20 protein-coding genes are annotated in these 16639 nt (G+C 56.6%); 10 read left to right on the forward strand and 10 right to left on the reverse strand.

The genetic code is table 11. The features are described 5' to 3' along the window. Positions 1-49: 49 nt before the first annotated feature. A complete protein-coding gene (gene ileS / locus BUA39_RS04605; protein ID WP_072791379.1) occupies positions 50-2971 on the reverse strand; it encodes an isoleucine--tRNA ligase in 2922 nt (973 codons plus the stop codon). Between the two features lie 262 nt (positions 2972-3233). Between ileS and BUA39_RS04610 the strand changes: the two genes are divergently transcribed. Then, positions 3234-3647 carry a group III truncated hemoglobin gene (locus tag BUA39_RS04610; protein ID WP_072791381.1) on the forward strand — a complete coding sequence of 138 codons (414 nt, stop codon included), beginning with the start codon at positions 3234-3236 and terminating at the stop codon, positions 3645-3647. Here BUA39_RS04610 and BUA39_RS04615 read toward each other — a convergent pair. From BUA39_RS04615 to BUA39_RS04625, 3 genes are read right to left on the reverse strand one after another with little or no spacing between them, the layout of a single operon-like run. After that, a complete protein-coding gene (locus BUA39_RS04615; protein WP_072791383.1) occupies positions 3634-4644 on the reverse strand; it encodes a YcjF family protein in 1011 nt (336 codons plus the stop codon). The genes BUA39_RS04610 and BUA39_RS04615 overlap by 14 nt on opposite strands. Continuing rightward, a complete protein-coding gene (locus tag BUA39_RS04620; protein ID WP_072791385.1) occupies positions 4641-5087 on the reverse strand; it encodes a GNAT family N-acetyltransferase in 447 nt (148 codons plus the stop codon). The genes BUA39_RS04615 and BUA39_RS04620 overlap by 4 nt, the downstream gene beginning before the upstream one ends. Further along, the gene (locus BUA39_RS04625; protein WP_072791746.1) at positions 5084-6499 is read right to left on the reverse strand and encodes a YcjX family GTP-binding protein; all 1416 of its coding nucleotides are present in this window, start codon (positions 6497-6499) and stop codon (positions 5084-5086) included. Before BUA39_RS04625 ends, BUA39_RS04620 begins: the two co-directional genes overlap by 4 nt. A gap of 143 nt (positions 6500-6642) precedes the next feature. Between BUA39_RS04625 and truA the strand changes: the two genes are divergently transcribed. The 3 genes from truA (at position 6643) to BUA39_RS04640 (ending at position 8523) form a co-directional block, all read left to right on the forward strand. Continuing rightward, positions 6643-7416, forward strand: coding sequence for a tRNA pseudouridine(38-40) synthase TruA (truA, locus tag BUA39_RS04630; RefSeq protein ID WP_072791387.1), 774 nt, complete (start codon positions 6643-6645; stop codon positions 7414-7416). A gap of 113 nt (positions 7417-7529) precedes the next feature. Next, positions 7530-8108 (forward strand): thymidine kinase, encoded by a 579-nt coding sequence (locus BUA39_RS04635; RefSeq protein ID WP_072791388.1) that lies wholly within the window; start codon positions 7530-7532, stop codon positions 8106-8108. 91 nt (positions 8109-8199) lie between these two features. Beyond that, on the forward strand, positions 8200-8523 hold the full coding sequence (locus BUA39_RS04640; protein WP_072791390.1) for a DnaJ family domain-containing protein: 324 nt from the start codon (positions 8200-8202) through the stop codon (positions 8521-8523). Between the two features lie 8 nt (positions 8524-8531). On the opposite strand, the gene BUA39_RS04645 is transcribed toward BUA39_RS04640, so the two are convergent. Genes BUA39_RS04645 through proC form a run of 3 tightly spaced genes read right to left on the reverse strand, consistent with a single transcriptional unit; the run spans position 8532 to position 10628 of the window. Then, positions 8532-9485 carry a 2-hydroxyacid dehydrogenase gene (locus tag BUA39_RS04645; RefSeq protein WP_072791391.1) on the reverse strand — a complete coding sequence of 318 codons (954 nt, stop codon included), beginning with the start codon at positions 9483-9485 and terminating at the stop codon, positions 8532-8534. Further along, the gene (locus BUA39_RS04650) at positions 9482-9820 is read right to left on the reverse strand and encodes a tRNA-binding protein (protein ID WP_072791393.1); all 339 of its coding nucleotides are present in this window, start codon (positions 9818-9820) and stop codon (positions 9482-9484) included. Before BUA39_RS04650 ends, BUA39_RS04645 begins: the two co-directional genes overlap by 4 nt. Then, positions 9813-10628 carry a pyrroline-5-carboxylate reductase gene (proC, locus tag BUA39_RS04655; protein ID WP_072791395.1) on the reverse strand — a complete coding sequence of 272 codons (816 nt, stop codon included), beginning with the start codon at positions 10626-10628 and terminating at the stop codon, positions 9813-9815. Before proC ends, BUA39_RS04650 begins: the two co-directional genes overlap by 8 nt. A 138-nt stretch (positions 10629-10766) precedes the next feature. On the opposite strand from proC, the gene BUA39_RS04660 reads away from it, so the two are divergent. Then, positions 10767-11138, forward strand: a complete 372-nt coding sequence (locus tag BUA39_RS04660) for a SpoIIAA family protein (RefSeq protein ID WP_072791396.1) — start codon at positions 10767-10769, stop codon at positions 11136-11138. A 53-nt stretch (positions 11139-11191) separates the two neighbouring features. Here BUA39_RS04660 and BUA39_RS04665 read toward each other — a convergent pair whose 3' ends face one another. After that, entirely contained in the window at positions 11192-11692 is a 501-nt protein-coding gene (locus tag BUA39_RS04665; protein WP_072791748.1) for a type III secretion system chaperone family protein, read from the reverse strand. Positions 11693-11984: 292 nt separating this feature from the next. Continuing rightward, a complete protein-coding gene (locus tag BUA39_RS04670; protein ID WP_058239539.1) occupies positions 11985-12224 on the reverse strand; it encodes an accessory factor UbiK family protein in 240 nt (79 codons plus the stop codon). Positions 12225-12329: 105 nt separating this feature from the next. Between BUA39_RS04670 and lgt the strand changes: the two genes are divergently transcribed. From lgt to BUA39_RS16775, 4 genes are all read left to right on the forward strand, one after another. Continuing rightward, positions 12330-13217, forward strand: coding sequence for a prolipoprotein diacylglyceryl transferase (gene lgt / locus BUA39_RS04675; protein WP_072791398.1), 888 nt, complete (start codon positions 12330-12332; stop codon positions 13215-13217). Further along, positions 13214-14266 carry a class I SAM-dependent methyltransferase gene (locus BUA39_RS04680; RefSeq protein ID WP_072791400.1) on the forward strand — a complete coding sequence of 351 codons (1053 nt, stop codon included), beginning with the start codon at positions 13214-13216 and terminating at the stop codon, positions 14264-14266. The genes lgt and BUA39_RS04680 overlap by 4 nt, the downstream gene beginning before the upstream one ends. Then, positions 14263-15012: a peptidoglycan editing factor PgeF gene (gene pgeF, locus BUA39_RS04685; RefSeq protein ID WP_072791401.1), complete on the forward strand. Its 750-nt coding sequence runs from the start codon at positions 14263-14265 to the stop codon at positions 15010-15012. Before BUA39_RS04680 ends, pgeF begins: the two co-directional genes overlap by 4 nt. 124 nt (positions 15013-15136) lie before the next feature. Beyond that, entirely contained in the window at positions 15137-15280 is a 144-nt protein-coding gene (locus BUA39_RS16775; protein WP_165610480.1) for a hypothetical protein, read from the forward strand. A 94-nt stretch (positions 15281-15374) separates the two neighbouring features. Here BUA39_RS16775 and BUA39_RS04690 read toward each other — a convergent pair whose 3' ends face one another. Further along, complete coding sequence (locus tag BUA39_RS04690; RefSeq protein WP_072791403.1) at positions 15375-15953, reverse strand: NAD(P)H-dependent oxidoreductase; 579 nt, start codon at positions 15951-15953, stop codon at positions 15375-15377. Between the two features lie 105 nt (positions 15954-16058). On the opposite strand from BUA39_RS04690, the gene BUA39_RS04695 reads away from it, so the two are divergent. After that, positions 16059-16634, forward strand: a complete 576-nt coding sequence (locus BUA39_RS04695) for a TetR/AcrR family transcriptional regulator (protein WP_110721809.1) — start codon at positions 16059-16061, stop codon at positions 16632-16634. Positions 16635-16639 lie beyond the last annotated feature (5 nt).

Here is a 16639-nt window from a genome sequence, read left to right on the forward strand (position 1 = left end):
CAAAGGCGCCCTGATTTCAGAGCGCCTTTTCTTTTCTATCTGCCTGTGTTTAGCCCAGTGCTTCGTTGCAACGCCCACATGTCGCCGCATGAGCGTGCTGACCGACGTCCGGCAGGATTTTCCAGCAGCGCTGACATTTCTCACCGTCTGCCTTTTCAAAGACCACGCCAACGCCCTCTGCTTCCGGCAGGCGGAAGGCCTCTGCCGGGCTTGGGGTGTTGGTCAATTGGATGCCAGACGTGATGCAGATGTCATCAAAGGCCACCGTTTTCAGCGCCTCAAGCGTATCGGCATCACGCACGTGAACAACCGGTGCCGCCTCTAGCGACGCGCCAATCACCTTGTCGGTCCGCTGCACTTCAAGCGCGGCAGTCACGACACGGCGAACAGAACGCACCTTGGACCATTTGGCGGCCAAAGGCTCATCCAACCAATCGGCGGGCGTGTCTGGCATATCCATCAGGTGCACAGAGCTACCCTCTTCTGGGAAGCGCTCGAGCCAGACGTCTTCCATGGTAAAGACCAAGATCGGCGCAAGCCATGTGGTCAGGCGGTGGAACAGAATGTCCATGACTGTGCGAGCGGAGCGGCGGCGCAATGTGTCACCGTCGCAATAAAGCGCGTCTTTGCGGATGTCGAAATAGAAGGCCGACAGATCCACCGTGGCAAAGTTGAAGATGGCCGAAAAGACACCCTGGAAATCATATGCTTTGTAGCCAGAGCGCACTTTGTGGTCGAGTTCAGCCAGACGATGCAGCACCCAGCGTTCCAGTTCCGGCATATCCGTAGGCGCAACCCTGTCTTCTTCGGTGAAGTTGCCCAGCGCGCCCAACATATAGCGCATGGTATTGCGCAGGCGGCGATAGCTGTCGGCAACGCCTTTCAGGATTTCAGGCCCAATCCGTTGGTCGGCCATATAATCCGTCTGCGCCACCCAAAGCCGTAGGATATCCGCACCGTATTGTTTGACGATGGCCTCAGGCACAATGGTGTTGCCCAAGGATTTGGACATCTTGTTGCCCTTCTCATCCAACGTGAAGCCATGCGTCACAACATTGCGGTACGGCGCGCGGCCTGCGGTGCCGACCGATTGCAACAGAGAGCTGTGGAACCAACCGCGGTGCTGGTCGGTGCCTTCCATATAGACGTCAGCAATTCCATCCTCGGTGCCGTCTTCACGGTCGCGCAGCACAAAGGCGTGCGTGGAGCCAGAGTCAAACCAAACGTCTAGAACGTCATAGACCTGATCGTAGTCGGCTGGGTTGGCGATGCCGTCCAGAACCTTTTCTTTGAAGCCGTCCGAGTACCAAACGTCAGCGCCGTGCTCTTCGAACGCGGCTTTGATGCGGGCGTTCAGCTCGTCATTGCGCAGCAGGAAATCTGCATCTGTCGGCAGCGTGTCTTTCTTAGTGAAACAGGTCAGCGGCACACCCCAAGCGCGTTGGCGCGACAATACCCAATCCGGGCGTGTTTCCATCATGGAGTAAAGACGGTTGCGGCCAGTCTGCGGATGCCATTTCACTTCTTGGTCGATGGCTGTCAGCGCACGTTGACGGATGGTTTTGCCCAGCGCGTCCTGTCCGTCCCCAACTTCTTTGTCGACAGAGGCAAACCACTGCGGCGTATTGCGGAAGATGACAGGCGCTTTGGACCGCCAAGAATGCGGATAGCTGTGTTTCACACGGCCACGGGCGATGATGCCACCGGCTTCGACCAGTTTCGCGATCACGGCGTTGTTGGCTTTGCCCTCTTTGCCCTTGCGGTCAAAGACCTGCAGGCCAGCAAAGAACGGGACATGTGGCAGGAATTCAGATTCCTCGCCCACATTGTGGGTCATACGGTCGATCCAGTTGCGCGCCACGAAGCATTCGTAGTCGTCCTGACCGTGGCTTGGCGCGGTGTGCACGAAACCAGTCCCGGCATCGTCGGTCACGTGGTCGCCGTCGATCATCGGAACATCATAATCCCAGAAGCCGTCAGCGCCTTCCATGCCATTGAACGGGTGTTTGCACAGCGCGCCATCCAGTTCAGAGCCAGCCACATCACGCACACGGGTGAACGCAGTCACACGGGACTTTTGCAGCACGTCTTCGGCAAGCGTATCGGCCAAAAGGTACAGATCACCTTCAGAGGTCCAGCTTTCTTCTTCGGTCGCGTCCACGCGGTAAAGGCCGTAGGCGATCTTTGGGTTGTAAGCGACCGCCTTGTTAGACGGGATCGTCCAAGGAGTGGTTGTCCAGATCACAACGCGGGCATCCAGCAGGTCTTCGGCGACGTCAGCCTCGCCTTCGCCGCCTAGGAAGGTGATCTCAAACGGCACCCATATCGTGTGGCTTTGGTGATCGTGGTATTCGATCTCTGCTTCAGCCAGCGCGGTCTTTTCAACCGGTGACCACATCACGGGCTTGGAGCCCTGATATAGCGTGCCGTTCATCAGGAATTTCATAAACTCATCCGCGATGACCGCCTCGGCGTGGTAGTCCATCGTCAGATAGGGCTTTTCCCAGTTCCCGGTGATGCCCAGACGTTTGAATTCTTCCCGTTGGATATTCACCCAATTGTCGGCAAAGGCACGGCATTCTTTGCGGAATTCGACCACATCAACCGCGTCTTTGTCTTTGCCCTTCTGGCGGTATTGCTCTTCGATCTTCCATTCGATGGGCAGACCGTGGCAATCCCAGCCGGGCACGTAACGCGCGTCAAATCCCATCATCTGATGAGAGCGCACAATCATATCCTTGATGGTCTTGTTCAGCCCGTGCCCAATGTGCAGATGGCCATTCGCATAGGGAGGGCCATCGTGCAGGGTGAAGGGCTTGCGCCCTGCCTTTTCACGCAGGCGATCATATATGCCGATCTCTTCCCAGCGTTTCAGCCATTCGGGTTCTCGTTTCGGCAAACCTGCCCGCATCGGAAAATCGGTTTTCGGCAGGTTCAGCGTGTCTTTGTATTCAGGTGTGTCGGCGCACATTTGTGGCGTCCTTCAGTCGTCAGATCAAGGAATGGATTGAGGATCGGCGCGGTATCCCATACGCCTTGTCCCGGCGGCTCGATAGCTTAGAGCGCCGGGCATGTAATTCGAATAATGATCGCCAGTACACGGGTCATAGCCGCGTTATAGGCCTGTGTCTTAGCGGGGTAAAGCCGCAAACACGTCGCATTGCATATCCGGCAAATATCGTCTTGATGGCCCATGCGAACAGAGTATTGGACACCTATCAAAGGAGCGGCGAATGGCCCATCCCATGCAACTGTTTGAGATCAGCGCGGATGAGATCGACCGGGTGGTTGCCAAATTCTATGCGCGCATTCGGCAGCACCCTGAACTTGGCCCTGTTTTTGCCGCCCATATCAAGGCGGGCGACTGGCCTGCGCATGAGGCCAAGATCGCTTCGTTCTGGCGCAACGGCATTCTGAAAGAGCGCTCTTATTCCGGCAACCCGATGCAAAAACATCTCATGGCCGGCAATGTTGCACCAGCACATTTTGCCCAGTGGCTAGCTCTCTTTGATGAGGTTCTGCAGGATGAGCTAGCCCCCGAAACAGCGCGCGCGTTTTCGGCGCTGGCGCATCGGATCGGACGTGGTTTGAAACTGGGGCTGGAGCAGATCCAGCGTCCTGCGGATCAGCCCCCTATTCTGCGTTAGAGCTAAACACACCGGTCAGCGCCCATTTGACAAGTTTGCGCACCGATGGGCGGGTTTGTCGTGTGAAAGCCAGTGGGCGGCAGACTTCCATCGCGGCGATGCCCACCCGCGCGGTGAGCGCCCCATTGACCATGCCCTCGCCGAACCGGCGACTGATCTTGCCGAGCATGGAGCCACCTGCAATGGAGCTAAGCAGGTCATCCCCCACCGCAACAGCGCCAGTCGCCACCAGATGCGCCATCACAGCGCGGGTCAGACGCCAACTGCCAAGCGTACCGGACCGCCCGGCATAGACCTCGGCAATGCGGCGGATCATGCGAATATTGGCCACCAAAGCTGTCACCACATCAGCCAGCGCCAAAGGCACCAAGGCTGTAACAGTCGCCACCTGCCGAGCGGCCTGTTCAACCTCTTTGCGGGCGGCGGCATCCAGCGGTGCCATCAATTCTTGCTCTGCCAGCGCAAACACAGCCTCGGCATCGAAAGTGTCATTCAAACCTTCTGCCAGACGCTCCCGGCCCCAAGCGGTTTCGGGTCTTGCGGCATAAAGCGCCATCAAATCCCGCGCGACTTTGCGCGCAGCCTCAAGGTTTTCATCAGCCAACGCACTATCGGCGGCCCGATGCAGGCTATCGACCTTGCGCAACCGGCGAAACGCCATGAGTTCGCGAACAACAATGACAACAGAAACTATCGCCAGGCCCGCAAGCAGCGCCGAAAACCCCAGCCCCACAAGGGGATATTGTGCCAAAAGCGACTGCAAAAAATTCCACGCAGAGACGGAGACAATCGCCGTTACCACGCTAAGCAGCAGGCCCCAGAACCAGCGGCTCAACGTCGAAGAGCGCCGCGCACCCAACGTCAACACCTGTTGCATTGTCTGCCCTGTCGCCTGCGGGAGCGGATCGTCGGGCAACTCTGGCGCGTCTTGAACCGAGGGCGCGGGCGTGTCGAGTTCGATCAAAACCGGTTTGTTTTTTGGTGTCTCGGACCTCATAGCGCCCCCCTTTCCCAGCGATAACGGATGTCGGGCTCTTGCCGATCATTTTGCCACCCCGATGATCGCGCGATTTCGCGGAACCCTTCACGCAGATAAAACCGTTGTGCGCCCGCGTTTGACTGCGCGGTGCAAAGTTCCAACGCCACTTCCTGCATCTGCGCATCTCGCAACAGGTGATGTCCGATGTGCTGCCCGCGATTGTCACGCGCCACATATAGCGCATGGATATATTGCTGATCCCGCGCCAGAAATCCAAGGATGTGCCCCGAATTGACGGCCACTTTCACCCATCCCCGCCGGACCATCATATCGCAATAGGATCGGGTCGATTGCCAAAAGCGCAGCCGCGACAGCCAAGGCTGATGCCCTTGAGAAGCGGTAAGAATGTCGCGTGTTTCGTCGACATCGGAGGCCACCGCAGGTCTGATCTGCAGGATCATAGCCGGTCTCCGATCAGAAATTGTGCGGCACGATCCAGCCGGATGTGGGGCGGTCCGAAACCGGGTTTCAGGCTGAGTTTTGCCGGCGCAAAGGCCATGAATTGATAATCATCTTGCAACCACGAAGTGGCTCCGGACTTGGCCGCACTCAGGATATGGTTGGGATCATCCGGCAATTCCCCCGGATAGAACGCGGCCTGTTTACCGCCATCAAGCAGAGTGCCGCGTACGCAGTCCAGCGACCGTCCGTCGTGATCCATCGTTTCCTCAACCGTCGTGCGCAAAGAAGCGAGCGCTAAAGACCGCGTCCTTGCTCCGGCAAATTGCGCCCGATCCCGCGCGTCGCGTGTCAGCGCCTCCATAATAGCGGTCAGTTTACCGTGTTGGCGGTGGTGCAGATGATCCGCTTTGGTTGCCGCGAACAGAATACGTTCAACGCGTTTGCCCAGCAGTAGCCGGTTGAGAAAGGCATTTTTGCCCGGTCTGAACGCTGTCAGGATGTCTGTCATGGCCTGCCGCATATCTGCAACCGCTTGCGGACCGCGATGGATAGCGCCCAAAGCATCCACCAGCACAACCTGACGGTCGATCCGAGAAAAATGATCCTGAAAGAAGGGTTTCACCACCTTCGCCTTATAGGCCTCAAATCGTCGCGCCATTTCTCGTTGCAACGACTTGCGCGGGGCCTGTTCAGCGGCGGGCAAAGGCGCGAAAGTCAGGACAGGGGAGCCTGCCAGATCACCCGGCAACAGAAACCGTCCGGGCGTGCAGTCATAATATCCCGCGTCTCGGGCAGCATGAAGATAGTCGGTGAACCGCTGTGCCAAATGCTGCGCTTGCGGTTCTTCCAGTATGGCCGAGCCGTCTACGCCTGCAATCGTATCCAGATAACCCGCACCTTCAGCGCGCGTAACCAGACGGTCCAGCACTTCTGCGCTCCATTGCTCGTAACTTTTGTCGAGCAATGCGAGGTCCAACAGCCATTCGCCCGGATAATCAACAATATCCAGATGCACCGTGCGCGGCTTTTGAAAGCCTGCCAGCAACCCCGCTGGCTGCACTTTTAGCGATAGGCGCAATTCACTGACCGCGCGCGTGCTTTCGGGCCAATGCGGATCCGGTCCCAACAAAGCAGCGCGGTGGTTTTCATAGTCAAAGCGAGGTACGGTCACATCAGGCTGGGGCTGCAAATAGGACCCCAAGACGCGCCCTTCGGCAATGGCGGCGACCTGTGACATCCGCCTGCGATCCAAAAGGTTGGCAACCAACGATGTGATGAACACGGTTTTGCCCGACCGTGCCAACCCCGTCACACCAATGCGGATGACAGGTTCAAACAGGGCTTCAGATAGGCCGTCGCCCACCGCCTCTACGCGGCGTGACACTTCGTTGGCCAAGTCGGTAATGATCACATCTGCCCCTTTCGTTCTTGGTGTCAAATATGCAGCAAGGGCCGTGGTTTCCATAGGGGCGTTCTGCGAAATGCGCAGGAAAAAGCCAAGCGGAGGCCTTGGTTAGCCGTTGAATCGGCCCCAATCAGGCGCTATGGCGAGGCATGCGGATTGCTTTGAAAGTCGAATATCACGGCGCGCCCTTTGCCGGGTGGCAGCGTCAGGCAGATCAGCCTTCGGTGCAAGGCGCGATTGAGGCCGCTTTGGCGAAACTCGAACCCGGTCCACACACCATTGCCGCCGCCGGACGCACTGATGCCGGGGTGCATGGGCTTGCCCAAGTGGCGCATTGCGATTTGCAAAAGGACTGGTCGCCTTTTCGACTGTCCGAGGCGCTAAATTACCACCTAAAGCCTGATCCGGTGTCGATCATTGATGCCGCCGTTGTAGACGACGACTGGCACGCCCGGTTTTCAGCCATGGAACGGTGCTACCTTTTCCGCATTCTCATGCGCCGCGCCCCGGCGACCCATCAAGCGGGTCTTGTTTGGCAGATCAACCATCGGCTTGACGTTGACGCGATGCAAAAGGGTGCGGATTACCTTCTGGGCAACCACGATTTCACCACTTTCCGCTCGTCCATTTGCCAGGCGGCCAGCCCTCAGAAAACGCTTGATGAACTAAGGGTAGAGTGGGTTGAGATGCCCTGGGGGCCAGAGGTTCATTTCCACGTTCGTGCCCGGTCCTTCCTACACAATCAGGTCCGCAGTTTCGTTGGCACATTGGAACGCGTGGGTGCGGGTGCTTGGGCGCCAGAAGACGTTCGCGACGCACTATTGGCCAAGGACCGCGCAGCTTGCGGCCCGGTTTGCCCGCCACAGGGTCTTTACCTTGCGGGCGTCGGTTATCCTGAAGATCCCTTTGCCAAGGACGCCTAATTCGCGACCAGTGATGCCAATCTGATCGGCCGCTGGAATACGCCAAATTGACGTTTGCCGTAATCCACAGCAACTTACTTGATTTCACAGACGCGAGCCGTCTAATTGCGGTTATGGCCAAGCTCTACTTTCAATACTCGACAATGAATGCCGGCAAGTCGACGGTCCTCTTGCAAGCCGCGCACAATTACCGCGAACGCGGCATGACGCCTTTCTTGTTGACCGCGCAATTGGATGATCGGGCCGGTGAAGGGCGCATTGCTTCTCGGATTGGGATATCGGACGAAGCGCAGACCTTCACGGCTGATGAAGATCTGTTTGCGGTGCTAGAGGACCGAATGGCCCAAGGTAACGTCGCCTGTGTTTTTATCGACGAGGCACAGTTTTTGACCAAAGACCAAGTCTGGCAGTTGGCCCGCGCAGTGGATGACCTGAATGTGCCTGTCATGTGCTATGGGCTGCGGGTCGACTTTCGCGGCGAACTGTTTCCCGGTTCCTCTGCCCTATTGGCGCTCGCCGATGAAATGCGTGAGGTCCGCACCATCTGTCATTGCGGCAAAAAGGCCACCATGGTCGTGCGACATGATGCGGGCGGCAAAGCGCTGCAAGATGGCGCGCAAGTGCAGATTGGTGGCAACGAAACCTATGTGTCGCTCTGCCGTCGCCATTGGCGCGAGGAGATGGGGCAATAACCCCATATTCTGCAGTCTATTGCCGCTGACGCTAGCATCAACCACATTTATTGCTTAAGTTTCATGTGCACGACCAGTGAAGGAACTGCGCATGAAGTTTTCGTTCTTGTCAGAATACCAAATTCGCAAAGCCGAACATGAGGGCCAGCTAGACAACCTAAAGGGCGCGGGCAAACCACTCCCGGCGTCTGGTGATGGCGATTTTGCGGAGAGCGTGGGTTTTCGCATTATGGCGGAGGCTGGCGCGCTGCCAAAAGAGATCGAACTGAAGCGCGAAGAAGAAGCACAATTGAAGGTGCTTCAGGGCACAACCAACCCTGACGCGCGCAAAGCAGAGATGCAGAAGCTGGCGGATATCCAACTTCGCCGCGCCATCCAAGAAGAAGCGCGGCGCAAGTATTATTCGCAAGGCTAGCCGGTCACCTAGACCCCATTTGGCAGAGGTTCACCAGCAGCAAAGGCTCTGAGGTTTTCAACCGCCATCAAACCCATGTCGGTCCGCACTTCCAGCGCTGCCGTGCCAAGGTGCGGCAGCAACGTCACGTTTTCCAAGGCGATAAGTTCTAGCGGCACATCAGGTTCGTTCTCATAAACGTCTAGCCCAGCGCCGCCGATTTCGCCTTGCTGCAACGCTGTGATCAAAGCCGCTTCATCCACAATCTCACCGCGCGCAATGTTGATGAGAATCGCATGCGGCTGCATGGCTGAAAAGACCTCTGCATTGATCAGATGGTACGTTTCTTCCCCGCCGGGAAGCGCGACAACCAGCACATCCACTTGGCCTGCAAGTTCAGTCAACGTGGCCACCTGTTCAGCCGGGAAGTCCATCTCTTTGGTCGAGCGGTTGACGTATTTGATCGTCATGTCGAACCCAAAATGCGCGCGTTTTGCAATGGCCTGACCAATGCGCCCCATACCGACGATGCCCAGTGTTTTTCCGGTCATATGCAAGCTGAGGAACTGGATCGGATGCCAACCACGCCATTCGCCACGTCGCACCAAGCGCTCCCCCTCGCCGGCACGGCGGCAGGTCATCAACATCAGCATCAGCGCGATATCCGCAGTTGCGTCGGTGACAGCACCCGGTGTGTTGGAGACCTGCAGACCAGCCGCATGCGCCGCCTCTACGTCGATATGATTGTAGCCAACACCAAAGTTTGCGAGCACTTTCGCGCGTGGGTTCGGCACATCGGCAAAAATCTCTGCCGAATAGTGATCCCCCAAGGTTGGCAATACAGCATCGAAGTCGCGCAGGCTCGCGCGCATTTCATCGGCGCTCATCTTGCTTTTGTCTTGACGGACCGTGACGGCAAATAGCTCTTGAGCCGCCGCGATGACGGGATCAGGTAAAGGTCGGGTAATCAGTAGCGATTTCAATACAGGCGCCCTCCTATTGGCACGTCTTTGTCAGAGGTCAGCAAAACAACCTCTCCGTCCTCATCAGGCAATCCAAGCACAAGAATTTCGGACATGAATTTCCCGATCTGGCGCGGTGGAAAGTTCACCACAGCGATGACCTGTTTTCCAATCACGCTTTCGGGCGTGTAATGTTTTGTGATCTGGGCCGAAGATTTCTTGACCCCCAGTTCACCCCCAAAATCGACCCAAAGTTTGATCGCCGGTTTGCGCGCCTCAGGATAGGGCTGCGCGTCGACGATCTTGCCGGTGCGGATGTCGACCTTCAGGAAATCCTCAAACATGATCTCAGCCATTGGCCAACTCCTTCGACCGGTTGGTTGCCGCCGCGACGGTTCGACTGATCAGATCGGGCAAACCCTGCGTTTCGTTCATCAGCACCTCAAGACCTGCCTGCGTTGTGCCGTTGGGACTGGTGACATTGACGCGCAACTGGCTGGGGCTTTCTGTGGCGGCCTCCGCCAGTGCCCCGGACCCGGCGACCGTTGCTTTGGCCAAGGCCATCGCCAAGTCTGCGGATAGCCCCTGCGCTTCGCCTGCTTTGGCAAGGCATTCAATCATATGGAACACATAGGCCGGGCCAGACCCCGACAGGCCGGTGACAGCATCCATCTGACTTTCGTCCTCCAAACGCACCACCTGCCCGACGGAGCAAAGCAATTGCTCTGCCAGATCAAGGTCGGCATCTGTGGCTTTCGCATTCCCGATGATCGCGGTGATCCCTTTCCCCACAGCTGCAGGTGTGTTTGGCATGGCGCGGATGATGGGTGTCTCTGACCCAAGAATATCCTGATAGGTCGAGATCGAGATGCCCGCCGCAACGGACAAGAAAACTGTAGTGCCATTGCCCATGGCCTTTAGGACCGGCAGCGCGTCGCCCATCATCTGCGGTTTGACCGCAATCAAGACAATTGCCGGGGCTGCAGGCAAATCGGCATTCAGATGCACTCCACTGCCATTCACCCAATCAGACGGATAAGGATCCTGCACATAAACAGATTTTGCAGGCAAACCATCGTTCAACCAACCCTCAAGCATGGCTGATCCCATCTTGCCGCATCCCAGCAATACGAGGCCTTTGTCGGCCAAATAGGTCATATCCATTTGCGGCTCCTTCTACTTGGGTCGCACTTTGGCGTGAAACGGCAAAGGCGTCGAGGGCTGAATCCGCCCATTTTGATCCCAATCAAGGCTGCTCGCGCAATATCTTGTAAGATACTTATTCAAGGGAGGGAGAACACGATGCTGAAAATTACACAGAACGGGCCAAACCGGATTGATATCGACCTCAATGGGCAGATCGACGCCGTGAATATGCGCGTCGCGCTGGATGAGATCATGGCGCTTTCGGAAGGTATGGAAAACGGGACGATGCTTTACCGTATCCCCGAATTCACTATGCCGACTCTGGCGGCCATTGGGGTCGAGATGACCTATCTGCCGCGTCTTTTTGTGTTGCTTGGAAAGTTTGACCGCTGCGCGGTCCTGACAGACGCCGCTTGGCTAAAGAAAGCGGCCGAAATCGAAGGCGCGCTTATTCCAGGCATCGACATCAAAAGCTTCGATCTGAACGAAGAAGAGGCCGCTGAAAAGTGGCTATCTGACGGAGACTGAAGGACAAGATTGAAGGGCGGCATCCCCGCCCTACTCAAATCCGAAACTTTGGCTTACGCCCGGCCGTAGGCCTCTGCGATGGCGACCTGCATGGAGTCTTCGACTGTGCGGCCGCCCCAAGTCGCAAGCTGCATTGCTGGATAGAACCGTTCCGCGCTTGTGATCGCGACGTTGATCATCGTATCGATTTGATCAGGGCTTGCCACCTGCCCGCCTGCCAAAACCAACCCGTAGCGATAGATCATCAGTTTCTGTTCGTTCCAGAAGGTGAACCCGCCCGCCCAGCATTGGTCATTGATGCTGTTCAGAACCTCATATAGTTCTGCCATCTTGTCCGCCGGGGGTTCCATCTCAAAGGAGCAAACCATTTTCAGGGTTTCATCAAACCCTGACCAGGCCAGCGTGATGGAATAGGTCCGCCACTGCCCATCAACGGCCATCGCGATTTGGTCATCCGCGATCCGATCAAAGGTCCAATCGTGGTGTTCCGCAATATGCTCTACGATATCAATAGGATGAATTTCTTCTTCAAGAAACTGCTCTGAAATTGCCATAGCGCCACCTCTTTCTTGGTTTGCGCCAGGACGTGGCAGCGTCATCTAGCGCTTGGTGCCTGCTCGAAAGGGTGTGTTTTTTTCGACCCCTCTCACTAGATATGGTAGGTGGCTAGGACCGCACTAGTAAAGTGAAATATTTGTGGATAACGCAATTTGTTGTGGATTGTTTCATGTGGAAACGCAAATTGTCGTGTTATTATGCAAAATATTGTACCTTCAAAGAAAAAGGGCCGCGCTCATCGGCACAGCCCTAGTTCAATTCATATGTCCTAGGGGACGATACGAAGGTTCACTTCCCCTCAAGCGCTTCAATGCGCGCCTTGAGCGCTTCGTTTTCTTCGCGGGCTTTTTGCGCCATGGCGCGCACGGCGTCGAATTCTTCTCGGGTGACGAAATCACGATCCGCCAGCCAACGATCCATCAAGGATTTCATGGCATTTTCCGCCTCATCCTTTGCGCCCTGCGCGACGCCCATGGCGTTGGTCATCAGTTGGGACATGTCGTCCATGAACTTATTGCGTGTCTGCATCTTTCACACTCCGCCTAGGTGTCATTCCAATTGCCCCTATATGGGGACAAAAGGCGTCGGCCTCAAGGTTGACTTCCCCCCAGCGCCAAAGGCACAGAGGCAGTTATGCAGGCCATGATCCAATTCCCCGAAATATCGCCCGAGATTTTCTCGGTCTCTTTTGCCGGTTTCGAATTCGCGCTGCGCTGGTACGCGCTGGCCTATATCGTGGGCATCCTCTTGGCGTGGCAGATTTCTCGCCGCGCGCTTGAGACGGCGCGTTTGTGGCCCGCGCGTGGTGCCCCGATGGATCGTCTTCAGCTGGAGGATTTCCTGACCTGGGCCATTGCGGGCGTTATTCTCGGCGGTCGTCTTGGCTTTGTGCTGTTTTACCAGCCTGATTATTACCTCGCCAATCCACAGGACATCCTGAAAATCTGGCAAGGTGGGATGGCGTTTCATGGCGGGATGTTGGGCGTGGTGATTGCGGGTTGGATCTTTGCCGCCCGATATGGTCTGCCAAAATTGTCGATCGCAGACGTCGTTGTGCTTGGCGTGCCCGTTGGGCTTTTGCTGGGGCGGATTGCCAACTTCATAAACGCTGAACTTTGGGGGCGGCCCACAGATTTGCCTTGGGGCGTCGCCTTCCCCGGATTCGATGCTCAAGCTTGCGGACAAATTGCCGGACTTTGTGCGCGTCATCCCAGCCAGCTTTATGAGGCGCTGCTTGAAGGCGCGGTCCTGCTGACGGTGATGCTCTGGCTTGCGTGGCGCAAAGACGCTTTGAAGGCACCCGGCACCATCACCGGTGTGTTTTTTACGGGCTATGGCACGGCCCGCTTTTTGGTAGAGTTCGTGCGCCAGCCTGACCCGCAGTTTGTCTCTGAAGGCAATCCACTGGGTCTTGCCCTACATCTAGGCGGCTACGGATTGACCATGGGGCAGATTCTAAGTCTACCGATGGTGCTTGTGGGCTTGTGGCTGATCCGGCGGGCTGCAAAGGTAGCCGCATGAGCCTGAAAGACATCTTGATCGAACGAATCCGCACCATCGGACCAATGCGGGTTTCTGACTATATGTCTGAATGCCTGCTGCATCCACAGTATGGCTATTACACAACCCGCGATCCGCTTGGGGCCAAGGGCGATTTCACCACGGCACCTGAGATGACACAGATGTTTGGCGAATTGCTGGGGCTGTCGCTGGCACAGGCCTGGATGGATCAAGGCGCGCCCTCACCGTTCATACTAGCAGAGGTCGGGCCAGGGCGAGGCACTCTGATGTCGGACCTTTTGCGTGCAACCCGCCAGGCGCCCGGCTTTCACGACGCGATGGAGCTTCATCTGATCGAAGCGTCACCGACTTTGCGTGCAAAACAGCGCGAACTGCTGGGCGACGCCACATGGCATGATCATGTGTCGACCCTGCCAGACGGGCCATTGTTTCTGATTGCGAATGAGTTTTTCGATGCACTGCCCGTGCGGCAATTCATCCGCGAGGGCGATCTGTGGCGCGAACGGCTTGTTGGCTTTGAAAACGCCCAGATGTGTTTCGGGCTTGGCGCTGCTGTTGATCAACCGATGCTGCGCCATCGGCTTGAAGACACCGAAGACGGCCATCTGGTCGAAATTTGCGAAGCTACCCCCCCGATTGTGCAAGAAATCGGTGCGCGTATTCAAAAGCATGGCGGCGCGGCGCTTGTGATAGATTATGGCGATTGGCGCTCGCAAGGGGATACGATTCAGGCCGTGCGTGGCCACAAAGAAGTGGACATGCTGGACTTTCCGGGGGACGCCGACCTGACAGCGCATGTGGATTTCGAGCTGATCTGCGCGGCGGCACCCTGCCGATTTTCGCGCGTGACCCCTCAGGGCGTGTTCCTGGAACGGCTTGGCATCACCACCCGCGCGCAGGTCCTTGCGGAACTGATGGAGCCCGTGCAGATCGAAGAACACGTTGCCGCGCATCGGCGCTTGACCCACCCCGAAGAAATGGGAAATCTGTTCAAAGTGGTCGCCCTCTATCCCGAGGGACAAAACCCACCACCCGGAGTGGACGCATGAGCCTAGAAATCCTGACAACCGCAAGCCTAGAGCCCGTAAAGCACGGGTTCCTGACGCGCAAAGGCGGGGCGTCGTCCGGAGTGTTTGCCGGGCTAAATTGCGGCCTTGGCAGCAGCGACCAATCTGAAATGGTGACCATCAATCGCGACCGAGTCGCGGCAGCGTTTGGTGTCAGATCGCTTGCACGCGTGCATCAGGTACATTCCGCAGATGTTGCCAAAGTCACTGGTCCAATATCCGAGGCGGTGAAAGCAGACGCCATGGTCACCAAGACCGAAGGCGTCGCGCTTTCGATCCTGACAGCGGACTGCCAGCCCGTGCTGTTCGCAGATCGCATGAATGGTGTGATCGGCGCAGCCCATGCCGGATGGCGCGGTGCGCTGGATGGCGTTTTGGAAAACACGGTTGAAGCGATGATTGAACTGGGGGCCGAACGCGAAGATATCTTTGCCGCCATTGGCCCAACCATCAGCCAGCGCGCCTATGAGGTTGGACCAGAGTTTCTGGAAACCTTCCTGTCAGATGACTACGACAATGCCCGGTTTTTTGCGCAGGGCCGTGGCGACCGATATCACTTTGACCTGCCCGGCTTTGGCCTGCATCGCCTGCGCGAGGCAGGCATAGGTGGCGCGGAATGGATACGCCATTGCACCTACAGCGATCCCGGCCGTTTCTTTTCCTATCGCCGTTCAACCCACAATCAAGAGGCCGACTATGGCCGCCTGATATCCGTGATCCGGCTTTAACGCCGCGCTATTACCACCGCAAATCCGCATAAAAATTGGATTCTCGCCGCACCGCCGCCCCAATTCAGAGTCAGATTGTTCAGGAACAGAGAACAATCCCGGTCGGGCGAGTCGGAGAATCACAATGTGTAAACAACGCTTTTTGCAATCGATCCTGAAAACCTCAGAATCCCCAGAGGTGGTTCTACCCTGGGCGAAGAAACGTCTGAACGTTTCAGGCAAACCCGTAACACTGAAGCCCGCCCTACCAGCCCGCAAAATCGCCTAGGCGACACCCCAGAATTTCCCCCGGAGTTCACACTCCTACCTCCCCCAGAACTCCCCGCTTGGTTGACCCAGCGGGGATTTTTTTTGCACCAGACTTAGGCTGCGCGCGCGCCAAGGTCGGACACGGTTGAAAGCCAGCGCACAACGTCACCTTGTTTTGGGTGGCTGGCCTGCGCAAAAGACGTGATCTTGGTCTTAAGGCCAATGAATCCAAGCACTTGGCGGCGCAGCTGCCATTTCAGCGCGTTCTTCAGGAAAAAGCGGAAATACCAGCCCGGCGAATCTGATGTTAATAGCACGCGGGCTGTGCGCCCACCAAACATTGGCTTGGGCAATTTGCCCCGCGTATCAAACATCTGACCCGGCAGGAAACTGCGGTCAATCAACCCTTTCAGCTTGGCGGGCAGCCCACCCCACCACATTGGCGTCGCAAGAACCAGATGTTCCGACCACTCCAAATTTTCGACAAAGGTCTGCAAATCCGGCTCAAGCGGTTTGATCTGCTTGTAGCTGCCAAACTCAAAATCCATATCAAACGTCATATCTCGAAGATGCATCAAGCGGACCTCGTGCCCCTCTTCTTTTGCTTTCTTGGCATAGGTCTCCGCCAAACTGCGCGTAAGTGACGATTCTGCGGGGTGCCCATCCAGCACAAAAATTCTCTTGGTCGACATGTGACCTCCATCAATAAATTGACCATGGTCACTTTCTTAATCAACAAAATTGACCATGGTCAATAACGAATTTGACCGCGGTCAAGAAAAATGGCACGAAGGGCTATGGTCAAAACTCAGAAACGAACGCTGAAAACGCGCGCGAAATTGCTGGAAGCCTCTGAAAACATTGTTCGATCAGGCGGATACGAAAACCTGCGCGTTGAACAGGTGGTGGCGCAGGCAGGTGTCGCGAAGGGCACGTTCTTTGCACATTTCAAGGACAAAGATTCGCTGATGGAGGCCTTGATCGGGCCGCGACTGCATGAGTTTCTCGATGAAATCGAACGGCGCAATGCCCCCGCATCGGTCGATGATCTCCTCAACGCGCTGCGCCCGATCATCCAGTTTGCGATGTCTGAACGTTATGTCTTTGACGTCATCTTGCGCCACTCAGGCGCAGCCGCAAAAGCAGAGATCGACCCAATCGCCGGAGCAATCAATCGCATGGGCGAGGTTCTGGCTGTTTGGTTGGCCAACGCCCCATTCCGCAAGGACATATCCCCAGCCCTGCTAGCGGATGGTATCGGGGCTTTTTTGTTTCAGGCGCTGGCATTGCATTTCTGCGCAATCCACAACGCACAAAGCATCGACGAGCGCATGCGCATTTATCTAAACGCATGGCTCCTGCCGTCCAACTGAACTAG

The organism is Cognatishimia maritima, assembly GCF_900129685.1.
Classification (GTDB): domain Bacteria; phylum Pseudomonadota; class Alphaproteobacteria; order Rhodobacterales; family Rhodobacteraceae; genus Cognatishimia; species Cognatishimia maritima.

Coding starts and splice junctions, on each gene's coding strand:
- ileS (WP_072791379.1), bottom strand. CDS start 2,971: ATGTGCGCCGACACACCTGAATACAAAGACACGCTGAACCTGCCGAAA.
- BUA39_RS04640 (WP_072791390.1), top strand. CDS start 8,200: ATGAAGTTTTCGTTCTTGTCAGAATACCAAATTCGCAAAGCCGAACAT.
- BUA39_RS04610 (WP_072791381.1), top strand. CDS start 3,234: ATGGCCCATCCCATGCAACTGTTTGAGATCAGCGCGGATGAGATCGAC.
- BUA39_RS04635 (WP_072791388.1), top strand. CDS start 7,530: ATGGCCAAGCTCTACTTTCAATACTCGACAATGAATGCCGGCAAGTCG.
- BUA39_RS04665 (WP_072791748.1), bottom strand. CDS start 11,692: ATGGCAATTTCAGAGCAGTTTCTTGAAGAAGAAATTCATCCTATTGAT.
- BUA39_RS04670 (WP_058239539.1), bottom strand. CDS start 12,224: ATGCAGACACGCAATAAGTTCATGGACGACATGTCCCAACTGATGACC.
- truA (WP_072791387.1), top strand. CDS start 6,643: ATGCGGATTGCTTTGAAAGTCGAATATCACGGCGCGCCCTTTGCCGGG.
- BUA39_RS04615 (WP_072791383.1), bottom strand. CDS start 4,644: ATGAGGTCCGAGACACCAAAAAACAAACCGGTTTTGATCGAACTCGAC.
- BUA39_RS16775 (WP_165610480.1), top strand. CDS start 15,137: ATGTGTAAACAACGCTTTTTGCAATCGATCCTGAAAACCTCAGAATCC.
- proC (WP_072791395.1), bottom strand. CDS start 10,628: ATGGATATGACCTATTTGGCCGACAAAGGCCTCGTATTGCTGGGATGC.
- BUA39_RS04650 (WP_072791393.1), bottom strand. CDS start 9,820: ATGGCTGAGATCATGTTTGAGGATTTCCTGAAGGTCGACATCCGCACC.
- lgt (WP_072791398.1), top strand. CDS start 12,330: ATGCAGGCCATGATCCAATTCCCCGAAATATCGCCCGAGATTTTCTCG.
- BUA39_RS04680 (WP_072791400.1), top strand. CDS start 13,214: ATGAGCCTGAAAGACATCTTGATCGAACGAATCCGCACCATCGGACCA.
- BUA39_RS04660 (WP_072791396.1), top strand. CDS start 10,767: ATGCTGAAAATTACACAGAACGGGCCAAACCGGATTGATATCGACCTC.
- BUA39_RS04620 (WP_072791385.1), bottom strand. CDS start 5,087: ATGATCCTGCAGATCAGACCTGCGGTGGCCTCCGATGTCGACGAAACA.
- pgeF (WP_072791401.1), top strand. CDS start 14,263: ATGAGCCTAGAAATCCTGACAACCGCAAGCCTAGAGCCCGTAAAGCAC.
- BUA39_RS04690 (WP_072791403.1), bottom strand. CDS start 15,953: ATGTCGACCAAGAGAATTTTTGTGCTGGATGGGCACCCCGCAGAATCG.
- BUA39_RS04695 (WP_110721809.1), top strand. CDS start 16,059: ATGGTCAAAACTCAGAAACGAACGCTGAAAACGCGCGCGAAATTGCTG.